At 72.7% G+C, this 21,424-nt stretch carries 3 protein-coding genes; all 3 read right to left on the bottom strand.

All coding sequences use genetic code 11. The annotated features are described in order from the left end of the window. Window positions 1-38: 38 nt before the first annotated feature. The 3 genes from ACWD4B_RS18525 to ACWD4B_RS18515 are packed head-to-tail and all read right to left on the bottom strand — an operon-like array spanning window position 39 to window position 21,417. On the bottom strand, window positions 39-19,190 hold the full coding sequence (locus ACWD4B_RS18525; protein WP_451421718.1) for an SDR family NAD(P)-dependent oxidoreductase: 19,152 nt from the start codon (window positions 19,188-19,190) through the stop codon (window positions 39-41). Continuing rightward, window positions 19,187-21,157 (bottom strand): asparagine synthase (glutamine-hydrolyzing), encoded by a 1,971-nt coding sequence (gene asnB / locus ACWD4B_RS18520; RefSeq protein ID WP_451421717.1) that lies wholly within the window; start codon window positions 21,155-21,157, stop codon window positions 19,187-19,189. Before asnB ends, ACWD4B_RS18525 begins: the two co-directional genes overlap by 4 nt. After that, window positions 21,145-21,417: an acyl carrier protein gene (locus tag ACWD4B_RS18515; protein ID WP_451421716.1), complete on the bottom strand. Its 273-nt coding sequence runs from the start codon at window positions 21,415-21,417 to the stop codon at window positions 21,145-21,147. Before ACWD4B_RS18515 ends, asnB begins: the two co-directional genes overlap by 13 nt. Window positions 21,418-21,424 lie beyond the last annotated feature (7 nt).

Genomic DNA, 21,424 nt, shown 5'->3' with positions numbered 1-21,424 from the left:
CGGTTCCGTTCCTGAATCAGTGGGGGATGGCGATCCGGTCAACCGACGTGCTCGGTCAGCCATTGGTGGACGGCTGCGGCGGTGGTGGTGGCGTCCTCTTCGAGCATCGAGAAGTGATTGCCCGTCACTTCGCGGCGGGAGTGCGGCAGGTGCCAGTCGGGACGCCAGTCCGGCAGGCCGTCGCCGAGCACCTCCTGCAGGCACTCCTGCTGCGCCCCGACGAACAGGGTGGGGGCGGCCACCGGGCCGGGCCGCCAGCCGTCGAACAGCTCCGCGTACCAGGCCATGGCCGTCAACTGGTCGTCCTCGACGGGCAGCTGCGGGAACTGGTCGACGAGCCGGCGCGTGATCGTGGCCATGCCGCGGCACATCGCCGTGCCGGTCGACCCGGGGGAGTCCAGCAGGACCAGCGCGGCCGGCGGGGTGCCCAGGGCCTCCAGCCTCCGGACGGTCTCGTGGGCCAGCCAGCCGCCCGACGAGTAGGCCGCGAGCGCGAACCTCCGCCCGGCGAACCGCTGTTGCAGGGTGCGGGCCAGCCGGTCGGCCGCCGCCTCCAGGGTCTCGGGCAGCGGCTCGCCGGTGCCGTAGCCGGGCAGGGCGGCCGTCCACACCTCGCGCCGGTCCCGCAGCGCGGCGGCGAACTTCAGGAACTGGTACGCCCCGGTGGGCGCGATCAGCGAGGGCACGCAGACCAGCGGGAGGTCACGGGCGCCGTCCGCGAGCCGCATGGTCTCCGGCTCGGGGCCGCCGGCCGCGTACGTCGGCCGGAGTTCCGCGGCCGCGGTCAACAGCGCGCTGATCCGCTCCAGTTTGCCCGTCCGGGCCGCCGTGCGGAACAGCATGCCGAGCCCTGCCGCCGCGGGCGCCGGTTCGGGGGCCGGGGCGGCGGGGACGTCGGGCCGCAGCCGCGACGTCAGCGCATCGACACGCTCGCCACCCGTGGCGAGGAAGTGCGCCGAGAGCGCTTCGATCGACTCCGCGTCGAAGAGCAGTGTGGACGACACCTCGCCCAGGTCCTCGCGGAGCGCGTTGGTGAGCTGCAGGACGAGAATCGAGTCCATGCCGTAGTGCGACAGCGGCACCGTCGGGTCGATCTTCTCCGCGGGGATCCTGAGGGTGTCTGCGGCCTTCTCGCGCAGGTACGCGGTCAGTGTCTCGCCGCGGTCCGCGACGGGTAGTTGCGGCACGGGCTTGGGGGCCTGCGGGGTCACAACGGGCGCCGGGGCCGAAGCCGGTACGGGCGCCGATGCCTGCGCGGGCACCGTCGTCGTCCTGGCCGCCCGCAGGGCGACCCGCTGGCGCGTCACCCCGTCGCTCTCCGCCGCAATGATCCGCTGCCCCAGCGCATCCGCCTCCGGCAGCATGAACACCACCGACGGGAAGCCCTCGCCGTGCAGGACATCACGCCAGCTCTCCGGCGACAGCGCGGGCGAGCCCGGGATGCGCAGGGACGCGTCCTCGAACAGCCACCAGCCTTCGAGCAGGCCGAACGTGAGGTGGCTGAAGACGTCGAACTGCGCGAGCTCGTTCAGCAGCAGCCAACCCCCGTCGCGCAGCGCCGCCTTCGCGTTGCGCAGCGTGTTGCGCGTGTCGCTGGTGGCGTGCAGGACGTTGGCGGCGATGACGAGGTCGAAGCTGCCCGCGGGGATGCCCTGGCCGGCCAGCGGCTGCTCCGCGTCGAAGCGCGTGCACGTCAGGTACGGCACGTCGGGCCCGTACTCGCTCCGCGCCCGATTGAGGAAGGCCTTGGACAGGTCCGTGTAGGTGTAGGTCTCGATGTGCTCCTGGAACGGGCGCAGCGCGGCGAACATCCCCACGCTCGTGCCGCCCGTGCCGGCGCCGATCTCCAGAATGCGCAGCCGCGCTCCCGGTTCGCGGCGCAGCCGCTCCGTCACGACGGAGACGGCGGCGTCGGCCATGGCCCGGTTGTAGGTGTCGGCCACCCGGTTGTTGCGGTAGCAGCCCTCGACGAGTTCGACGGAGCCGCGCGGGAACATGACGTCCGTCGGGCGCGTGCGGCCGGTCAGGATGTCGGGCAGGGCGCGCAGCGTGGCGTCGACGAGCGCGAGTTCGGCCTTCTTGTCCGGGTCGGCGGACCAGGCCGCGCGGCGCTCGTCCCACTCGCGGGTGAGCACGTCGAGCGGCGGGACGGCGTCGGGCGCCATGCGCAGCGCGTGGTCGAACCAGGTCGCGTACCGGTCGAGGATTCCGGCCCGTTCGCGCAGCGCAGCGACGTCCGTGTGCGGGCCCGACGGGACGGCGCCGAGCGCCTGCAGGTGGGCTCGGGTCATCCGGGCGAGGATCGGGTCGCGTTCGGCCGAGCGCCACTCGGCCATCGCCCGCAGCGTCTCGCGCACGTCCGGCGCCGCGGCCCGTGCGGTGACCGCGTGGGCCGGAATGTGCTCGGCAGCCCGCCCGTACACCGTCGCCCGCGTTGCGGGGTCGATCGCTTCGAGGGCGTCGAGCCCGGTCACCTTGACGAACCCGGCCTGCGCCTGCGGGCCGCCGAGGAGCGTGCCGAGGGCCGCCATGCCCTCCGGCGGCTCGATCGACAGCAGCCCCCACCGGGCCATGTGCTGCTTGTGGAAGTCGGAGGCCGCGCTGCCGATGCTGCCCCACCAGCCCCAGTTCATCACCTTCACCGGGCAGGCCCAGTGCCGGGACAGCAGGTGCGCGTAGGAGTCGGCGAAGGTGCACCCGGCCGCGTAGTTGCTCTGCCCGGCCGCCGTGCTGAACGACTGGAGCGAGGAGAAGAACAGGACGAAGTCGAGCGGTTCGCCCGCAAAGACCTGTGCCATGGCGGCACTTGCGTCGACCTTGGCCGACAGGGCCGCGCGGAAGGCGGACTCGTCCATCGCGGCCAGGGTCTGGTCGCGCAGCACGAGCGCGGCCTGGATCACGCCGTCGATCCGCCCGTAGCGGCTCTTGATCTCGGCGTGGGCGCGGCGCAGCGCCAGGGGGTCGGTGGCGTCGGCCGCGATGTAGTGGACCTCGCCGCGGCCGTGGACGGCACGCAACTGGGCCTCGATGGAGGCGTCGTGTGCCCGTCGTCCGATCCACACGACGCGGGCGCCGTGGCGCTCGACGACGTGCTGCGTCCAGGCCGTGCCCAGACCGCCCGCGCCGCCGATCACCACATAGACGCCGCCCTCGCGGTACGGGGCCGCGGGCGCGGGGCCCGTGGCGCACGGGGCGAGCCGGCGGCCGAGCCACTGGCCCGAGCGGAGCGCCCAGGTGTCGCCGTGGGAGTGCGCGGGCAGGGCTGTGAGGCCGGCGGGCCAGACGGTGTCGTCGAGGTCGGTGCGGCGCACGGTCCAGTGCGTGTACTCGCGGCCCAGGGAGCCGAAGAGACCGTGCAGCCCGGCGTGGGCGGGCAGGACGTTCTCACCCTCGTGCGTGACGAGGGCGCGCCGCGTCACCAGGGTGATGCCCAGCGGGCGGGCGTCGTGGTCCGTCCGCACCAGGGCCTTGATCATGCGGAAGGCCGCGATGACGCCCTCCTCCTGCGCGGCGACGAAGCCTGCCGCGTCGCCCGGCTCCGGCGCCGTGCCGGGGGCGATCCACACAAGGTGGTCGAGCGGGCCCGAGGCCTGCAGGGCGCGGGCGATCTCGTCGGCCGACGCGTCCGGACCGAGGCTCCACGGCCGCGAGTCCGGGTGGTCGAGCGCAATGGCCGCACGCTGGGCGTCCGTTCCGCCGACGACCAGGACGCGGTCCTGCCGGGACGGGACGCGCACACCGCCCTCGGCCGCCGGGACCGCATCCCACACGGGCGCGAAGTACGCGGGCACCGGCGCGGGGGAGCGGCGCGAGGCGTAGCCGGTCATGCGGACGCACACCGCGCCGTCCGCGTCGAGGAGATCGATGTCGAGCCGCTCGACCGTGCTGCCCGCCTGTTCGGTGTCCGCGGTGCGGACGACGGCCCACATCGAGTACGTGCAGGGGGCGAAGAGGTCGAGCCGGTCGAGGGCGAAGGGCACCGAGGTGTCCTCCGATGTGCTGTCCAGGTACAGGGCCATGGAGGCCTGGATGGCCGAGTCCATCAGCGCCGGGTGCAGCACGTACTCCGCACCGCCCTCGGCCGCGGCCGGGAGGGCGAGCCGGGCGAGCACGGTGCCGGGCCCGGCGTGGGCCTCGCCGATCGCGCGGAGCGCCGGGCCGTGGGTGATGCCCATCGACACGAGGGCCTCGCCGATACGGGCCGCGGACACGGGAGCCGGGCACGCCGCGCGCAGGGCCGCGAGGTCGGCCGGCGCCGGGCGCGGACCGGTGGACCGGGCGACCCGGCCCTCGCTGAACACCGCGGCGTCCGCGGTCACTTCGAAGGCGACCCCGCCGTCGTGCGCGGGCTTCACCCGGACGTCCACCTCGACGGGCGCGCCGTCGCAGACGAGCGGCCGCACCCAGGTGACATTGCGCATCGTGAGCGGTTCCGCGGCGCCGGCACCGAGCGCGCGGGCCGCGGCCTCGCGGGCCATCTCCAGGTGCGCGACACCGGGCAGGACCCGGCGGCCGTGCACCAGGTGGTCGCGGAGGACGGACTCGTCACCGGTCAGCGTCGTGGGCGCGTGCAACGCGCCCCTGGCCGGAACAGCCGGAACAGCCGGAACGGTCGCAACTGCCGGAACAGTGACGGGCCGTGCCGCCCGGCGCGGCGGCGTCGGCGCGGCCCAGTGGCTCTCGCGGGCGAACGGGTACGCCGGCAGCGGGACGCGGTTGCGGTCTCCCGGCGCGAACAGCACGTCGTGGTCGAGCGCGGCGCCCTGCGCGTAGAGCGCGGCGAGCGTCTCCAGGTCGCTGCGGTACGCGGGCGACGCGGGGGAGCAGCGGCGCACGGCCTCGGCAGCGGACGGGGCACCGTCGGCGGTCCTCGCCTCGCCGGTGAACGCCCGTGCCCCGCCCAGGCCTTCGTCCAGGACCGTCAGGAGCTCTTCGCGGTCGCGGACGACGCACGCGAGGCGGTGGGCGAAGTGCTCCCGGCCGGCCAGGAGCGTGTAGGCGATGTCGCCGCAGTCCAGGGCCGGTTCGCGGCGGCAGTGCGCCGCCAGGCGCGTCACCTGCTGCGCGAGCTGCTCGCGCGAGTGCGCCGACAGCACGATGAGGTGGGCGCTGCGCGGGGTCCGGGCGCGCAGGGCGGCCGGGGCCTCCTCGATGACGAAGTGCGCGTTCGTGCCGCTCGCGCCGAAGGAGCTCACCACACCGCGGCGCGGACCGCCGCCGGGCGCCTCCCACTTGCGGGTGCGCGTGGGCAGATAGAACGGGCTGGCCGTCAGGTCGACGGCCTCGTTGGCCGCCTCGAAGTGCAGGGACGCGGGGATCTGCTCGTTCTTCAGCGCCAGCAGCACCTTGATCATGCCGACGACGCCCGCCGCGTGCTGGGTGTGGCCCAGGTTCGTCTTGACCGAACCCAGCGCGCAGTACCCGGTCCGGTCCGTGCCCTTGCGGAACGCGCGCGTCAGCGCCTCGAACTCGATCGGGTCGCCGAGCTTCGTGCCCGTGCCGTGCGCCTCGACGAGCTGGATCTGCTCGACGTCGATGCCGTAGGACGCGTACACCTCGCTCAGCAGGCTCTCCTGCGACACGGAACTCGGCGCCGTGATCCCGTTCGTGGCGCCGTCGTGGTTGACGCCGGAGCCGTGGATCACGCCGTGGATGTGGTCCCCGTCGGCGAGGGCGTCCTCCAGCCGCTTGAGGACGAGGACGCCGACGGCCTCGCCGGGGACGAACCCGTCGGCGCGGTGGTCGAAGGCGTGGCAGCGCCCGGTCGGCGAGAGCATCCCGGCACGCCCGGCCAGCTCGTACAGCCGCGGAGTGCTCTGCACGTAGACGCCGCCCGCCAGGGCCATGCTCGTCTCGCCCGCCCACAGGTCCTTGCACGCCAGGTCGATCGCGACGAGCGAGCTCGAACACGAGGTGTCGACCGCGATCGCGGGGCCCTTGAGGTTGAGGAAGTACGAGATGCGGCTGGGGACGAAGGAGGCCGTGTTGCCCCAGAAGGCCTGCGCGGGCGCGTTCTCGCCGACGAGGGTCTGATAGTCGCCGTCCCAGCAGCCGACGTAGACGCCGCAGCGGCGCTCGTTCATCTGCCGGCCCGCGTAACCGGCGTCCTCCAGCGCCTTCCAGGACTCCTCCAGCAGCAGCCGCTGCTGCGGGTCCATCACGGCGGCCTCGACACCGGAGATGTTGAAGAACAGCGGGTCGAACTCGTCGATCCCGTCGAGGAACGCACCGCGCGTGCAGCGCGAGCCCCGGATGTCCCAGCGGGTGGCCTCGGTGACGAGGTCGTCACCGGCCGCCAGATGGTCCCACAGCTCGTCGAGCGAGTCGGAACCGGCGAACCGGCCGCTCATCCCGACGACGGCTATGGGCGTACGCCCGGTGCTCCGCGGAGCGGCTTGCGGGGTGACCTGCGGCGCGTGGGCGGGCACGGCTTTGCGGTGCTCCGCGAGGACGTGCGCGGTGAGGCGGTCGGCGGTGCTGTGGTCGTAGATGACACTCGTCGACAGGTCGAGCGACAGCGCCTCGTTGAGCTCGTGCACGACGCGGACGGCGAGGATGGAGTCCAGGCCGTAGTCCGCGAAGGCGAGCGCGCCGTCGATCTCGTGCTCCTGCATCGCGAGCGCCCTGGCGATCTTCTCCCGCACAAGGCGGGCGAGTTGCCCGTCGGGCGTGACGTTCATGATCTCCTCCGGCTCCGCGGCGGGCGGAGCGGATGTGCTGGTGCCGGTCGCGACCGGGGCGAGGTCGCCGATCCAGTGGCGGTCGCGTGCGAACGGGTACGTGGGCAGGGCGATCCGGCGGCGCGGCGCCCCGTCGTCCAGGGCCTGCCAGTCGAGGTCCGCCCCGTCGGCCCAGAGGGCGCCGAGCCGGCCGAGCTTGCCCGCCCGGCCCCAGCGCGCGACGAGGAACTCCTGGAGGTCCTCGTCGGCGGCGATCTCCGCGAGGATGCCGCGGGTGCGCCCGGCGGTCCCGCGGTGGACGCCCGCCGCCCCGTCGCCCTCGGCGAGGAACGCGCGCAGTGTGCACCGCAGTTCGGCGGTGGACGATGCGACGGTGGCGAGGCGCTCCTTCATGGCCTCGCGCCCGGTCCGGAGCGTGAAGGCGAGGTCGGCCACGCCGACGTCGTTCCGCTCCAGGAAGTCGGCCAGCCGTGCGGCCGCGTCGCGGAGCTGCTCCGGCGTCCGGGCCGACAGGACGACGAGGTGTTCGCGGCCGTCCTCCGCCGGGGCGGTGTCGGCGGTGGCGAACTCCTCCAGGATCACGTGGGCGTTGGAACCGCCTGCACCGAACGACGAGACCGACGCGATGCGCGGCCCATGTCCGGGCTGCCAAGGTGCGAGCTCACGCTGCACGAAGAACGGCGTGCGCGCGAAGTCGATGTTCGGGTTCGGGGTGTCGGCGTGCAGGCTCGGCGCGAGCTGCCGGTGCTGCATCTGCAGGACGACCTTGGTGAGGCCCGCGATGCCCGCGGCGGCCTCCAGGTGCCCGATGGCCGACTTCACGGAACCGAGCGCGCAGAACTGCCGGTCGGCCGTGTCCTGTTCGAAGGCCTGGGTCAGGCCCGTCACCTCGATCGGGTCGCCGAGCTCGGTGCCGGTGCCGTGCGCCTCGACGTAGCCGACGTCGCGCGCCGAGACGCCTGCGCGCGTCAGCGCGTCGCGGATCAGCTCCGCCTGGGCGCCCGGGCTGGGCACGGTGTAACCGTGGGACCGGCCACCGTGGTTGATGCTCGTCCCGCGGATCACCGCCAGGACGCGGTCACCGTCCGCGAGGGCGCGCGACAGCGGCTTGAGCAGGACGGCACCGACGCCCTCGCCGGGGACGAAGCCGTCGCCGCCGTCGCCGAAGCTGCGGCACTCGGGGCCGGCAGCCAGCATGTTCGAGCTGCACAGCTCGATGTAGTCCAGCTGGTGCAGATAGAGGTTGACGCCACCGGCGATGGCGAGCTCGCACGCGCCCTGCTGCAGGTGCTCGCACGCCTCGTGGATCGCGGTGAGCGACGCCGAGCACATCGTGTCGAGCGTCAGGCTCGGGCCGCGCAGGTCCAGCACGTACGAGGTGCGGGCGCTCAGCGAGGCGAAGGAGAGGGCCGGCACGACCGTCTCCCCGGAGGGCAGGCGGGCCGCGCCGTGCCGCGCGTGGCCGGACTTGGTCACCCCGGCGAAGACGCCGACGCGGCGGCCGTGACGACGCGCGAGCTCCGCGCGGGCGTATCCCGCGTCCTCCAGCACCTCCCAGGAGGCCTGCAGGAAGAGCCGCTCCTGCGGGTCCATGGCGTAGGCCTCGCGCGGCGAGATCCGGAAGAACAGCGGGTCGAAGTCGGCGAACCCGTCGAGGAATCCGCCCCACTTGCCGTAACTCCGGCCGGTGGCGACGGCGGTGGAGCGGTCGGGCTCGTAGAAGCCGTCGAGCGGCCATCGGTCGGAAGGGATCTCACCGATGCCGGTGCGGCCCGCCTTGAGGTTGTCCCAGAACGTGGCGAGGTCCAGGGCGCCGGGGTAGCGACCGCTCATGCCGATGATGGCGATGGGCTCGCGCTCTGTGGGGGGTGCTGCCGCGGTCGTGCGGCTGCGGGTCGGCTGTGGTTGCTCGCGCAGTTCCCCGCGCCCCTTACGGGGCGCAGCTTCGGGCTCCGTCCCCGTCCATGCCCGCGCCTCCGGTGCGTACTTCTCCGCCAGATGCGCCGCTATCGCCCGCAGCGTCGGGAACTCGTAGAACAGCGTCTTCGAGACCTCCCCGAACACCGTCGTCAGTTCCTTGTTCAGCTGCAGCACCGTGATGGAGTCGAGCCCCGCCGAGCCGAGTTGTTCGTCCGGGTCGACCGTGCCCGGTGCGAGCTTGGTGACCCGCGTGTACAGCGCCGTGAGGAGGCGGAGGGTCTCCTGTGCGAGGCGTCCCGAGGGTGCCGGGGTGTTCGACGTGCGTTCCGCCTTCGTCTCCCCGTGGTGGACCCACACCCGGTCCGTGCCCAGCGACCACGCGTCCGCCAGGGCCTTGAGGCCGTCGGCCGACTCCATCGGCGTCAGGCCACGGCTCTGCCGCAGATAGGCCAGGCCGGCCTCGTCGACCGTCATCCCGCCGTCCTTCCACAGCGGCCACGCGACCGACAGCGTGCGCCCCGAACACTCGCCGGCCGCGACGCGCGTAGCGCGCTCCGCCGCGAAGGCGTCGACGAACGCGTTGGCCGTGGCGTAGTCCGCCTGCCCGGGGTTCCCGGTGACGGCCGCGCCGGAGGAGAAGGCGATGAGGAAGCCGAGCGGCGCGCTGCCGATCGCGCGGTCCAGGTTCACCAGGCCGGCGACCTTCGGCGCCAGCACCTCCTCCCACTCCTCGGCCGTCTTCCGCGTCAGCACCGCATCGCGGATCACGCCGGCGGAGTGGATGATGCCGTGGATGTCCCCTGCGGTCTTCCGGACGTGCGCCACCAAGTGGCGCACCTCTTCCCAGCGCGAGACGTCCGCCTGCTCGTAACGGGCGTCCGCACCCGCGGCCCGGAGTTCGCCGAGGAGCGCGTCGATGCGCGCGTCCCGTGCCGACCGGCCGGTGAGGACGAGCACCGGCCGGGCCACGTCCTGTGCGATGCGGCGTGCGACGACGGCACCGATGCCGCCCGCGCCGCCCGTGATCAGGTAGACGCCGCCGTCCCGCCACGGCACGCCCGCACCGCCCGGCTGCGGCGCCGCCGTATCCCAGGTGCATACGGTGCGCACGCCGTCCCGGTAGCGGACGAGGCCGTCCTCCGCCGTGTTCTCCGCAGCGATCGCTGCGACATCCTCGCCCGAACGGGCTCCGTCCTCAAGGAAGATGACCTGACCCGTGAGCCACGGGTGCTCCAGCGCCGCCGTCCGCAGCAGACCGCCGAGCGCGAGGTCGACCGGATCGTCCGTCAGCACCTGCACGAGCATCCTGCCCTCGTGCGCCTCGGCGACGAGATCCCGGACGATGTCGAAGACCTGGCGCGAGACGTCCGCGAAGCGGCTGTCGGTCCGCAGCCCGGGCGACTCGACCGACACACAGCGAACGCCTTCCATGGCACCCTGCGCCGACACAAGGCCCCCGCACAGCAGCACCACACGGCGCGCGTCCCCGGTCCGCACCGGCCGCTGCTCCGCCCAGCGGGGCGTGAGGAGCGTCGTGCGCACCGCAGGCCCGGCCTCGACCTCGGCCTCGACCCCGGCCTCCCGCCCGGGAATCCAGTACCGCTCCCGCGCGAACGGGTACGCCGGCAGATGCGCACGCCGCGGCGTCCTCGCCCCGTGCTGCGCACGCCAGTCGGGCACGTCCCCCGCGAGCCAGCGGGCGAGCACCGTCCCCGGCTCCGCGGCACGGCCGCCGTCGCCCGCGAGGAACGCGCGCAGCCCGTCGGCCAGTTCGGCGTGCGAGGCCACGGTCCAGCCGGCCCGTTCGGCCATCGGGGCGCGCCCCGCCTGCAGGGTCCAGGCGATCGAGGCGAGCGCAGCCGGCCGTTCCGTTGTCTCCAGGTACTGCAGCAGTCCCGCCGCCCGGTCGCGCAGCTGCTCGCCCGTGCGGGCCGAGAGCGGGACGACGACGGCGGTCTGTGCGGGGGCGTCGTCACGGACGTCGCCGTCCGGTGCGTACTCCTCGACGACGACGTGGCAGTTCGCGCCGCCGAAGCCGAAGCTGCTCACGCCCGCACGCCGTGGTGCGAGGGCGCCGTCGCGGTCGCGGAGGCGCTGCCAGGGTTCGTTCTCGCGCACGATGTGGAAAGGCCCTCCGTCGAGCCGGATATGGGGGTTGATCTCGCGGCAGTGCTGGGTCGCGGGGAGGGTGCCGTGCTGCATCGCGAGGAGCACCTTGAGGAAGCCGGCGATGCCCGCCGCGGCCTCCAGGTGGCCGATGTTCGTCTTCACCGAACCCAGCCCGCAGGCACCGTGGTTGCTGCTCCCCAGCCGCCGGAACGCGGTCTGCAGCGCGCGCACCTCGACCGGGTCGCCGAGCGCGGTCCCGGTGCCGTGGGCCTCGATGTAGCCGATGGTGTCGGGGTCCGTGCCGCCCATCGCGGCCGTGACGAGCTCGGCCTGGGCGTCCGCGTTCGGTGCCGTCAGGGAGTTGGCCCGGCCGCCGTGGTTCTCGGCACTGCCGACGATGACGCCCAGGATCGCGTCGCCGTCCCGCTCGGCCGCGTCCAGCGGCTTGAGGACGACGGCGCCGACGCCCTCGCCGCGCACATAGCCGTTCGCGTCGGCCGAGAAGGTCTTGCAGCGGCCGTCCGGGCTGAGCATCCCGGCGCGGTGCGCGCTGACGAACGTGTCGACGCTCAGCAGCAGGTTCACCCCGCCGGCCACCGCCACGTCGCACGCCCCCGAGCGGATGGCCTCCACGGCCCGGTGCACGGCGACGAGCGAGCTCGAACAGGCCGTGTCCACCGGCTCGCTGGGGCCGCGCACGTCGAGCACGTACGAGATGCGGTTGACGAGCATCGAGTGGGCGTTGCCCGTCGACGTGAAAGCGTCCGGCGGTGTGCCGTACGCCGTGAGGAGGCCGGCGTAGTCGGTGCCCGAGACGCCGAGGAAAAGGCCGGTGTTCTTCGGGAGGTCCGCGGGCGTGTACGCGCTGTCCTCCAGCGCGTTCCAGACCGTTTCGAGGGCGAGGCGGTGCTGCGGGTCCATCAGCTCCGCCTCGCGCGGGAAGATCTGGAAGAAGGCCGCGTCGAATGCGTCGACGTCGTCCAGGACCCCCGCGTGCCGCGGGAAGTCGGACGCCTCGACGGCGGCACGGTAGGCGGCGTCGTAGCGGTGCAGGGGGAACTCCGAGACGGAGTCCTTGCCGTCGGCGAGGTTCGCCCAGTACGCGGCCAGGTCGGGCGCGCCGGGGAAGCGGCCCGCGGCACCGATGACGGCGATCCGCATCGGGGATCCGTCGGGGGCGGAGACAGGGGCGGTCTCCGGCATCTCGGCTTCGGAGGCCGGCACTTGCGCACCCAGGTCCGCGACCAGGTGCCTGCCCAGCGCGTCGAACGTGTTCACGTCGAAGAACGCCGCCGGGCTCAGGTCGGCGCCGAGCCGCTCCTGCACCTGCTTGGCGAACGACACCAGCGAGATCGAGTCGAAGCCAAAGGCGTCGAACGTCGTGTGGACGTCCAGTTCGGCGGCCTCGAACTTGAGGATGCCTGCGGCGATGTCCCGCAGCTCGTCGACGACGGAGGCAAGCACGCTGTCGGCGGGAGCCTGCGCGGGCACAGCCACCGCAGGTACCACCGCCTCCTCGTCGCAGTGCACCCCGGTGAACTCGCCCAGGACCGCCCCGCTCCGGCTCAGCAGCCGGATGCGTCCCGCGGCGAACTCGCAGAGCACATAGGCGGTTTCGGCGGCGTCGCCGTACAGCCGCACCTCGTCGATCCGGCGCGGCACGGCCTGCGCCGCGAGGTGGACCGCCTGCGCGACGGCGGCGAGGACGAACGGCGGGAGGGCGACGTTGCGCCGGGCGTGGTCGCGCTGGAGCTCCGGCGCGGCGACGCCGAGGACGATCCGGCCGTCCCGCAGCCGGTACGCCTCCGTGAGGCCGGAGGACAACGGCTCGTACTCCGTGCCGCCTTCGGCCAGTTCCGCCAGGACGTCCTCCTTGCCGAGGACACGCAGCGCGTCGCGCCGCAGGCCGGCGACGGGCAGCGGCTCGTGCGGTGCGGTCCGGCCGTCGCCCGGGTGCACGGTGAACTGCGCGACGGGCACGCGGGCCCCGGAGGCGTCCTCCGCCGACACGACGCCGGAGGCCGACCGCCGGCCTGCCGGGGTGAACGTCGTGACCAGGCGCGCCGTGCCCGTCCAGTCGGCCGGGCCGGACAGGCGCAGGCCGCTCACCACGGCGTCGGCGGCGAAGCCCGAGACCCGGGCCGCGGCGAACGCCATGTCGACGGCGAACGTCGGGACGATCCCGGGCGTCCGGCCGTTCCGCAGCCCGTAGTCGGCGAGGTCGCCGAGGTGGACGTCGAGGCCGTAGCGCAGGCCGTCGACGTCGGACTCGTTGCGGCCGAGCAGCGGGTGGACCTTGTCGCGCAGGGCGAGCGGCGCGAGCACGGACGGCGCGCCGTCCTCCTGCTCGACCCAGCAGCGCACCCTCTCGAAGGGGTACGCCGGGAGGGACACGCGCCGCTGCGGGCGGGAGTCGTCCAGCAGGTCCCAGTCGGTGCGCCTGCCGCCCACCCATGCGGTGGCGAGCTCGCGCGCCGTCGCCGCCCGCGGACCGTCGCCCGCGAGGGCGGCGGCGAGGTCGCGGTCTCCCGCGAGGTAGCGGCCGATCGCTTCGGCGGCTTCGTGCGCGTCCTGGGCGAAGAAGGCCCAGCGGCACGGGAGTTCGTTCTTGCCCACGCGCAGGGTGAAGGCGATCGCCGGCAGATCGGCCTCGTCGGCTCCGGCCAGGTACTCCCGGAAGCGGGCGAGGTACGCGGCGAGGGCCTCGTCGGTCATCGCGGAGAAGACGAAGAGCTCGGCGCGCCCGTCGTTCTCCCGGCGCGGTGCGCCGGCCGCGGGCACGTACTCCTCCAGGACGATGTGCGAGTTCATCCCGCCCGCACCGATCGAGGTGATGCCGGCGCGCCGGGGGTGGACGACCGTGCGTCCGCCCTCGGTCGTGGTCACCGGCTCCCACGGGGCGAGTTCGCGCTGCACCCGGAAGGGCGTGGCGGCGAAGTCGATGTCGGGGTTGAGCTCGGAGCTGTGCAGCGACGGCACGAGGGTGCCCTCGCGGAGCTGCAGGAGCACCTTCGCGAGGCCGGCCATGCCGGCCGCGTGCAGCAGGTGGCCCATGTTGGACTTCACCGAGCCGAGCGCGCAGAACTGCGTGGCGTCCGTGTGCTTCCGGAAGGCGGTGGTGAGCGCCTTGACCTCGATCGGGTCGCCGAGCGAGGTGCCCGACCCGTGGCCCTCCACGTAGGTGATGGTCCGCGGGTCGACGCCCGCGTCCTCGATGGCCTTCTCGATCGCGCGCGCCTGCATGTGCGGGTTCGGGACGGTGAACCCGTTGCGCACACCGGCGTTGGACAGGGCGGTGCCCTTGATGACGGCGTACACGTGGTCGCCGTCGCGCTCGGCCTCGACGAGCGGCTTGAGGACGACGGCGCCGACGCCCTCGCCGAGGATCGTGCCGTCCGCACCGAGACCGAAGCTGCGGATCACGTCCGAGGTCGCGGTCGTGAAGTGCTCCTGCGACGACGAGACGAGGTTGTACGGGTGCAGCAGGAGGTTCGCGCCTCCCGCGACCGCCATCCGGCACTCGCGGTTGCGCAGCATCTGAACGGCCTGGTGCACACACGTCGACGATCCCGAGCACATGGTGTCGAGGAAGACCGACGGGCCGGTGAGCCCGTAGAAGTACGACAGCATGTTGGGGAGCGTCCCCGTGTAGCTGCCGCTCGCCGGGGCACCGCGCGTGAGGTTGTTCTGGAAGCCGTACAGGTTGTAGTGGTTGCTCATCGTGCCGACGAGCACGCCCACGTCGCCCTGGTACTGCCGCTGGATCGTCTCCCGTGAGTACCCCGAGTCCTCCAGGGCCTCGACGCCGGCCTGCAGGAAGAGCCGCACCTCCGGCGACATCCGCTCGGCCTCGCGCTTCGAGATGCGGAAGTAGCGGGGGTCGAACTCGTCGATGCCGCGCAGGAAGGTGCCCGTGCGGATGACGCTCTTGCCGAGGACGTCGCGGTCGCGGCTGTAGAGGGCGTCGTGGTCCCAGCGGTCGCGCGGGACCTCCTCGAAGCTGTGGCGGCCCTCTTCGAGGACGGACCAGAGCTCGTCGAGCGTCTCGGCGCCCGGGTAGCGGCCGGAGATGCCGATGATGGCGATGTCGTGGTAGTCGTCGTAGCCGTCGCGCGCGGCGGCCACTTCGGCCTGCGGGGCCGTGGAGCCTGTCCGGCGGATCTTGCGGCGCCCCGTCAGGGGCGCGGGGAACTGCGCGCCCGGCCACGACGCACCCGCGGACGGCGTTCCCGCGGCTTCGCCCCGGGCCCCTGGGCGGTGCGCCGACTGCGGGCCCTCCGTGGTTGCTCGCGCAGCGAGGACGGCTTCGAGCTTCTCACGGTGCGCCTCGGCGAAGTACCCCGCAACGCCCTCGATGTTGACGTACTCGAAGAAGATCGTCTTCGAGAGCGGGCCGAAGACGTCCTCCAGACGTCCGGTGGTCTCCAGGATGCTGAGCGAGTCGATCCCGTACTCGACGAGATTGACCTCCGGGTCGATCGTCTCCGGGTCGCGATGCAGCACCTCGCCCAGAAGTCGCTTGAGGAAGACGGCCGTTCGCTCCGCCAGATCGCCCTCGGTGATCGGCTCCACAGATGGTGCAGATGGTGCAGACGGTGTGACAGCGACGGTGCGCCCCTCGGGCGCCATGGTCGCGTCCGCCCCGTACGCCACGACGACATGCCCGGGCCCGTCGCCGAGGGCGTGGCCGAACACGCGCAGGCCGGGCTCCGTCGGCAGGGGCTCCCAGCCGCGCTGCCGGCGCATAGCCTCCTGCGTCACGGCGTCCGCCGTCATCCCGCCGTCCGCCCACAGCGGCCAGCTGACGGCGACGGTGCGGCCCGACCGCTCGCCGACGTCCGTCAGCGTCTGCCGGTGCCCGGCGAAGGCGTCCAGGAAGGCGTTGGCCGCCGCGTAGTCGGACTGCCCGGAGTTGCCGTAGACGCCCGCGACGGACGAGAAGACGGCGACGAAGTCCAGCGCCAGATCGCGGGTCGCCGCATCGAGGTTGAGCACGCCGCGCACCTTCGGTGCCATCACGGCGGGCAGGTCGTCCGCGTCCTTGTGCAGGACGTACGCGTCGCGCAGCACGCCTGCCGCGTGGACGATCCCGTCGAGCGAGCCGTGCTCGCGGAGGATCGTGCGGACGGCGCGCTCGACGTCCTGCTTGTCGGTGACGTCGGCGGGGACGAAGTGGGCATCGACCCCGGTCTCGCGCAGTGCGGCCAGGGCCTCCTCGTCGGCGGTCCTGCCGCTCAGCACGACGGTGGTGCCCGAGCAGCGTGCGAGGTAGCGGGCGAAGTGCCGTCCCAGGCCGCCGAGTCCGCCGGTCAGCCAGTAGACGCCGCCCTCCTTCAGCGGCGGGACCTCCGGGCCGTCGCCGGGGGCGGGGTCCGTGGTGATCGGGCGCCACGCCTGGCGCGTGCCGTCCGCCGCGTAGCGGATCTCGGCGTCGGGTGCCGTGTCGGCCGCCTCCGCGCGGAGAACGTCCGTGAGTCGCCCGGGCGTTGCGGTGCCGAGCTGCGGGACGCGCACCACGCGGCCGGTGACGAGCGGGTTCTCCAGAGCGACGGTGCGGAACAGGCCGGTGAGCGGGGCGTGGACGTGCCGCGGCACCCGGTCGTCGACGAGGACGACGCAGCGCTGCGCGGTGCCCGGCCGGGACGTCAGCAGTTCCTTCACCTGCGCGAAGACGGTGTGCAGCACGGCGTCCACGCCGTCGGCGAGCCGGTCGGGCGTGACGTCGGGGAGGCGTGTGAGCACGATGCCGTCCGCGGGTGCTGCGGCCTTGCCGGCGACGAAGCCGTGCAGCGTGGCGGCGGCGCCCTGCTCCACGGGTGCATCGGTCCACCCGCTCGTCGCGGTGACGATGCGGCCGGTCTTCTCGGTGGCCGCCCGCTGGACGAGGCCGCGCAGCCGGACGGCGACGACGCCGTCGGCGTCGCACAGGTCGATGTCGAACGTGTCGAGGACGCCGCTGCCTTCGCGCCGCCGCACCCAGGCCCAGGTCTCGGACGGGCACGGGCCGTGGACGTCGGCCTGCTCCAGCGCGAACGGCAGGACGGGACCGCGGGCCGGTGCGTCCGCGGTCTCCGCCATCAGGACCAGCGAGGCCTGGAAGGCCGCGTCCAGCACGCTTGGCGGCAGCACGAAGCCGTCGTCCGCGCCGGTCGCCGTGGGCTGCTCGATGCGGGCGAGCAGCTCCCCGGACCCCAGGAAGACCTCGCTCAGGCCCTGCATGGCGGGCCCGTACTCCAGGCCCTGCTCGCGGAAGGCCGCGTAGACGTCCTCGGCAGCACGCGGCGTGGGGCACGCGGCGCGCAGGGCGCCGAGGTCGAGTGTCAACGGCTCTTCTGAAGCGCACAGTTCGGCGGTGCCCTGGCTGTGGACGTCGGCCGACGGGCCGGAGTACACCTCGAACGCGATCCTGCCGTCGTGGCCGGGGACGAGTCCCACGTGGACGTCGACCGGCGCGCCGCCTGCGACGAGCGGCCGCAGCCATGCGACGTCGCGCAGCCGCAGCGGTGCTCCGCCGCCGGTGGCGTACTCGACTGCCGCGCGGGTCATCTCCACGTAGGCCACGGCGGGCAGCACGCGGGCCCCGCGCACCTGGTGGGCGGCGAGGAACGGCTCGTCCCCGGTGAAGGCCGAGCTGTAGCGCTGCTCGGAGAGGTCGGAGGTGTTGCGGTGCACGAGCGGGTGGAGCACGGCCTGTCGGCCGGATGTCGTCTCCGGCGCCCTGAACCAGTGCCGTTCCCGGGCGAACGGGTATGTGGGGAGCCTCAACCGGCGTCCGGTGCTGCCGAGTTCGGCCCAGTCGACGGTGCCGCCCTCGGCCCAGCGGGTGGCCGTGTCGTCGTCCGCGCCGTGGGCCTTGCCGTCGCCGAGGGTGCCGTTCACGAACGAGGCGAGCGCCGTGCGCAGTTCCGCCGTGTCCGCGACGACGAACGCCACCCGGGCGGGCATCGGTTCGCGGCCGGACTGGAGGGTGTACGCGATGTCGGCGAGGGCCTGCGGCGGGCGCAGCGCGGCGGCGACCTCGTCGCCGGGCTCCGGCGCGCGGAGGTGGCCGAGGAGGGCGCGGGCGACGGCACGCAGCCGCTCGGGGGTCTTGGCGGAGAGGGGAACGATGTGCGGCCCCTCGGCGGATTCGGCTTCGCCGGTCCCGCCGGTACGGTGTTCTTCGAAGACGCGGTGTTCTTCGATGACGACGTGGGCGTTCGTCCCGCCGAAGCCGAACGAGCTCACGCCCGCGCGGCGCGGTGCGCCGCCGGCCGCGGCGGGCCACGGCCGGGTGCCGCCCACGATGGTGAACGGGCTGCCGTCGAGCTTGATGAGCTTGTTCTGCACCTCGAAGCCGACGGTCGCGGGGAGCGTCCCGGTCGCCAGGGCGCCGATCACCTTGACCATCCCGGCGACGCCCGCGGCCCCTTCGAGGTGCCCGATGTTGGTCTTGACCGAGCCGATGCCGCAGGTGCCGGGCTCCGCCTCGGTGCCCTGCGCCGCGTGGAGGTTCGCGAACGCCCGCTTGAGCGCGACGATCTCGATGGGGTCGCCGACGGGCGTCCCCGGCCCGTGCGCCTCGATGTACGAGACCGTCTCCGGGCGGATGCCCGCCCGGTCGTAGAGGCCCTGGATCAGGTCGGACTGTGCCGCCGGGTTGGTGACCGTGAGCGAACTGGTCCTGCCGCCGTGGTTGGTGGCGATGCCCTTGATGACGGCGTGGACCGGGTCGCCGTCCTCGACCGCCTGCGCGAGCGGCTTCAGCAGCAGCACGGCGCCGCCCTCGCCGCGCACGTAGCCGTCGGCGCTCTGGTCGAAGGCGCGGCTGCGGCCGGTGCGCGAGAGCATGCTCGCCTGGCTGAAGGCGACGAAGTGCTTCGGCGACCAGCACAGGTTGACGCCGCCGGCGAGTGCGAGGCCGCATTCGCCGTTCTGCAGTGCGGAGACGGCCTCGTAGACCGACACGAGCGAGGACGAGCACGCCGTGTCGTTGGTGATGCTCGGCCCCTGGAGGTCGAGGACGTACGAAATGCGGTTGGCGATGATGGAGTACGCGGTGCCGGTGGGGAAGTAGACGTCGGTCCTGACGCCCTCGCGCTCCATGAGCTCCGCGTAGTCCGCGTGGCACACGCCCATGAAGACGCCGGTCTTCGTGCCCGCGAATTCGCTCGCGCGGTATCCGGCGTCCTCGATGGCCTTCCAGGCGAGTTCGAGGGCGAATCGCTGCTGCGGGTCCATGCTCTCCGCCTCGCGCGGGGAGATGTTGAAGAACGAGGCGTCGAAGCAGTCGGCCTGCTCGACGAACCCGCCCCAGATGCTGCTGGTCTTCTCGGCACCGCCCTTCGGGCTGCCGTACCAGCGTTCCTTCGACCAGCGCTCGGCCGGCACCTCGGAAATGAGCGACCGTCCGGCGACGAGGTGCTGCAGGAGCTCCTCAAGCGTGTCCGAGCCGGGGAATTTCAGGGCCAGGCCGATGATGGCGACGTCGTTCGTGCTCATGCGCCCCGCCTGTCCACGATCGTGTGCAATTTCAGCTCGGCGTCCGACGGGGTGACCGTCACGTCTTCTCTCTTCATCACGAATTGCCGGTGGAGGACGGCCGTCGACAGCAGACAGACGAACGCCTGGTCCTCCTTGGTGCTGATCTCCGCGTCGGGGGTGGACATGACCTTGTCCACGAGCTTGCGGGCGAAGACCGGATCGATGCAGTCGAGCTGCTTCAGCTCCGCGTCGGAGAGCAGAAGTTCCAGGTAGTCGGGCCGCTGCGCCTTGAACACGGCGCTGCCCGGCGCCTTGTACGGCTGCTTGCGCCGGGTGATGCTCACCTCGGGCAGCTCGCCGCGGAACGCCTTCTTCAGGATCTCCTTCTCGGTGAATCCGTCGTCGAACCGCAGATTCACCGATGCGGCCGCCCGCACCACCGCCGGATCGAGGAACGGGCACCGGTTCTCGACGCCGTGCGCGAGGCCCATGCGCTCGCCCTGCGTCGAGAGGAGATAGCCGGGGAGCAGGGTTTTGTACTCCAGCCACTGCGCCTTCTGGACGGGGGAGAGCGCCGCGTAGCCCGGTGTGGTGCCGACGAGGTCGAGCAGGTCCGCAAAGGGCTCGGTACGGTCCTTCACCAGGCGGGCGGCGAACCGGCCGTTCTGGTAGCGCAGCTCGTGCGAGAAGAGGCCGGGCAACTGCTCGGCGGAGAACTGCCGGAAGAGCCCGGCCATGTGCTTCTGGTGGGCCGGGCCGAAATGCGCCAGCTCGGGGTGGAGGGCGGCCAGCTTCGCCTTCCGCTCCTCGTCCGGCAGTTCGTTCCAGGACGCGCGCAGCAGCGTCTCGCGGAAGAGCGAATAGCCGAGGAACGCCTCGTCGGCGCCCTCGCCGCTGAGGATCGTCTTGATACCGGCCGTGCGCACGTGGCGCGACAGCAGATACATGGGGACGAATGCCGTGCGGAACGCCGGGACTTCGGCATGGTAGACGGCGGACGGGAAGGCCTCGGCGATGTCGGCGGCCGTCACGGCGATGGATGAGTGGCGGGTCCCCAGGTGCGAGGCCACGATCTGCTGGCTGCTCGACTCGTCGAAGGTGCGGTCCTCGAATTCCACCGAGAACGTGCGCACCTCGTACGGCGAGAGGTCCGTCGCGAGCCGGGTCACGATGGACGAGTCGAGGCCGCCGCTCAGATAGACGCCGACCTCGACGTCGCTGCGCAGCCGGAGCTCGACGCTCGTGCGGAGCGTCTCGCGGACGTACGCCGCCGCCTCGTCCTCCGAGCCCGTGAACGGGTCCGCGGTGACGCCGAGTTCCTCATAGGCGTGCAGGGCGCGGTGCTCCCCGCGCACGGTGAGGACGCTGCCCATCGGGAGCTGGCGGATTCCCCGGAAGGGGGTGCGGTCGGGCAGCGGTGTCCACACGGAGTAGATCGTTTCGAGCTCACGGGGGTCGAGCTCGAAACGAAAACCGGGGAAGGCGCGGAAGGCCTTCATCTCCGAGGCGAACAGGAAGGCGCCGGGGCGGTCGGAATAGAAGAGCGGGCGCTTGCCGTAGCGGTCACGGGCCAGGAAGAGCTCGCCCGACTCCGCATCCCGGATCGCGAACGCGAAGGCGCCGTTGAAGCGGGGCAGGCACGCGGGGCCCCATTCGATCCAGGACTGCAGGGCCACTTCGGTGTCGGAATGGGTGCGGAACGTCCGGCCGAGCCGCTCCAGTTCGGCACGGAGTTCGAGGTGGTTGTAGAGCTCACCGTTGAAGCAGATCCAGTACCGCTCCGAGGGGTCCGGCATCGGCTGCTGCCCCGAGGCGAGGTCGACGATCGCCAGCCGGACCATGCCCATCGCGATGCCGTCGTCGAGGTAGTAGCCCGCCTCGTCCGGCCCGCGGTGGCGGATGTGCGACAGCATCGCGGTGACGGTCTCGGGCGCCGCGCCGCCGCCCTGGAGCGACGGCGCGACGAATCCGGCTATCCCGCACATGCAGCGTCCCCTTGGCGTTCGGAGAGCTTTCCGGCCACGAAGGCGTCGATCGCGTCGAGCGAGACGAGGACGCTCGTGAGCATGTCCTCGTCCGAAATGCCGATCCCGAACTCGTCCTCGAGGAAGCCCATGAGCTGGATGTAGCCGAAGGAGTCCATGACCCCGGCCTTGAAGAGGTCGCTGTCGGCCGTGACGTCGCCGCCGAACTCGACCAGGAAACGGTCCTCGACGAACTGCCGGATCTTCTCTGTTCTGTCCACGATTCGT

Source organism: Streptomyces sp. NPDC002536, assembly GCF_053594995.1.
Note: the sequence above shows the minus strand (reverse complement) of the source record. Positions and strands in the feature narration are given on the sequence as shown.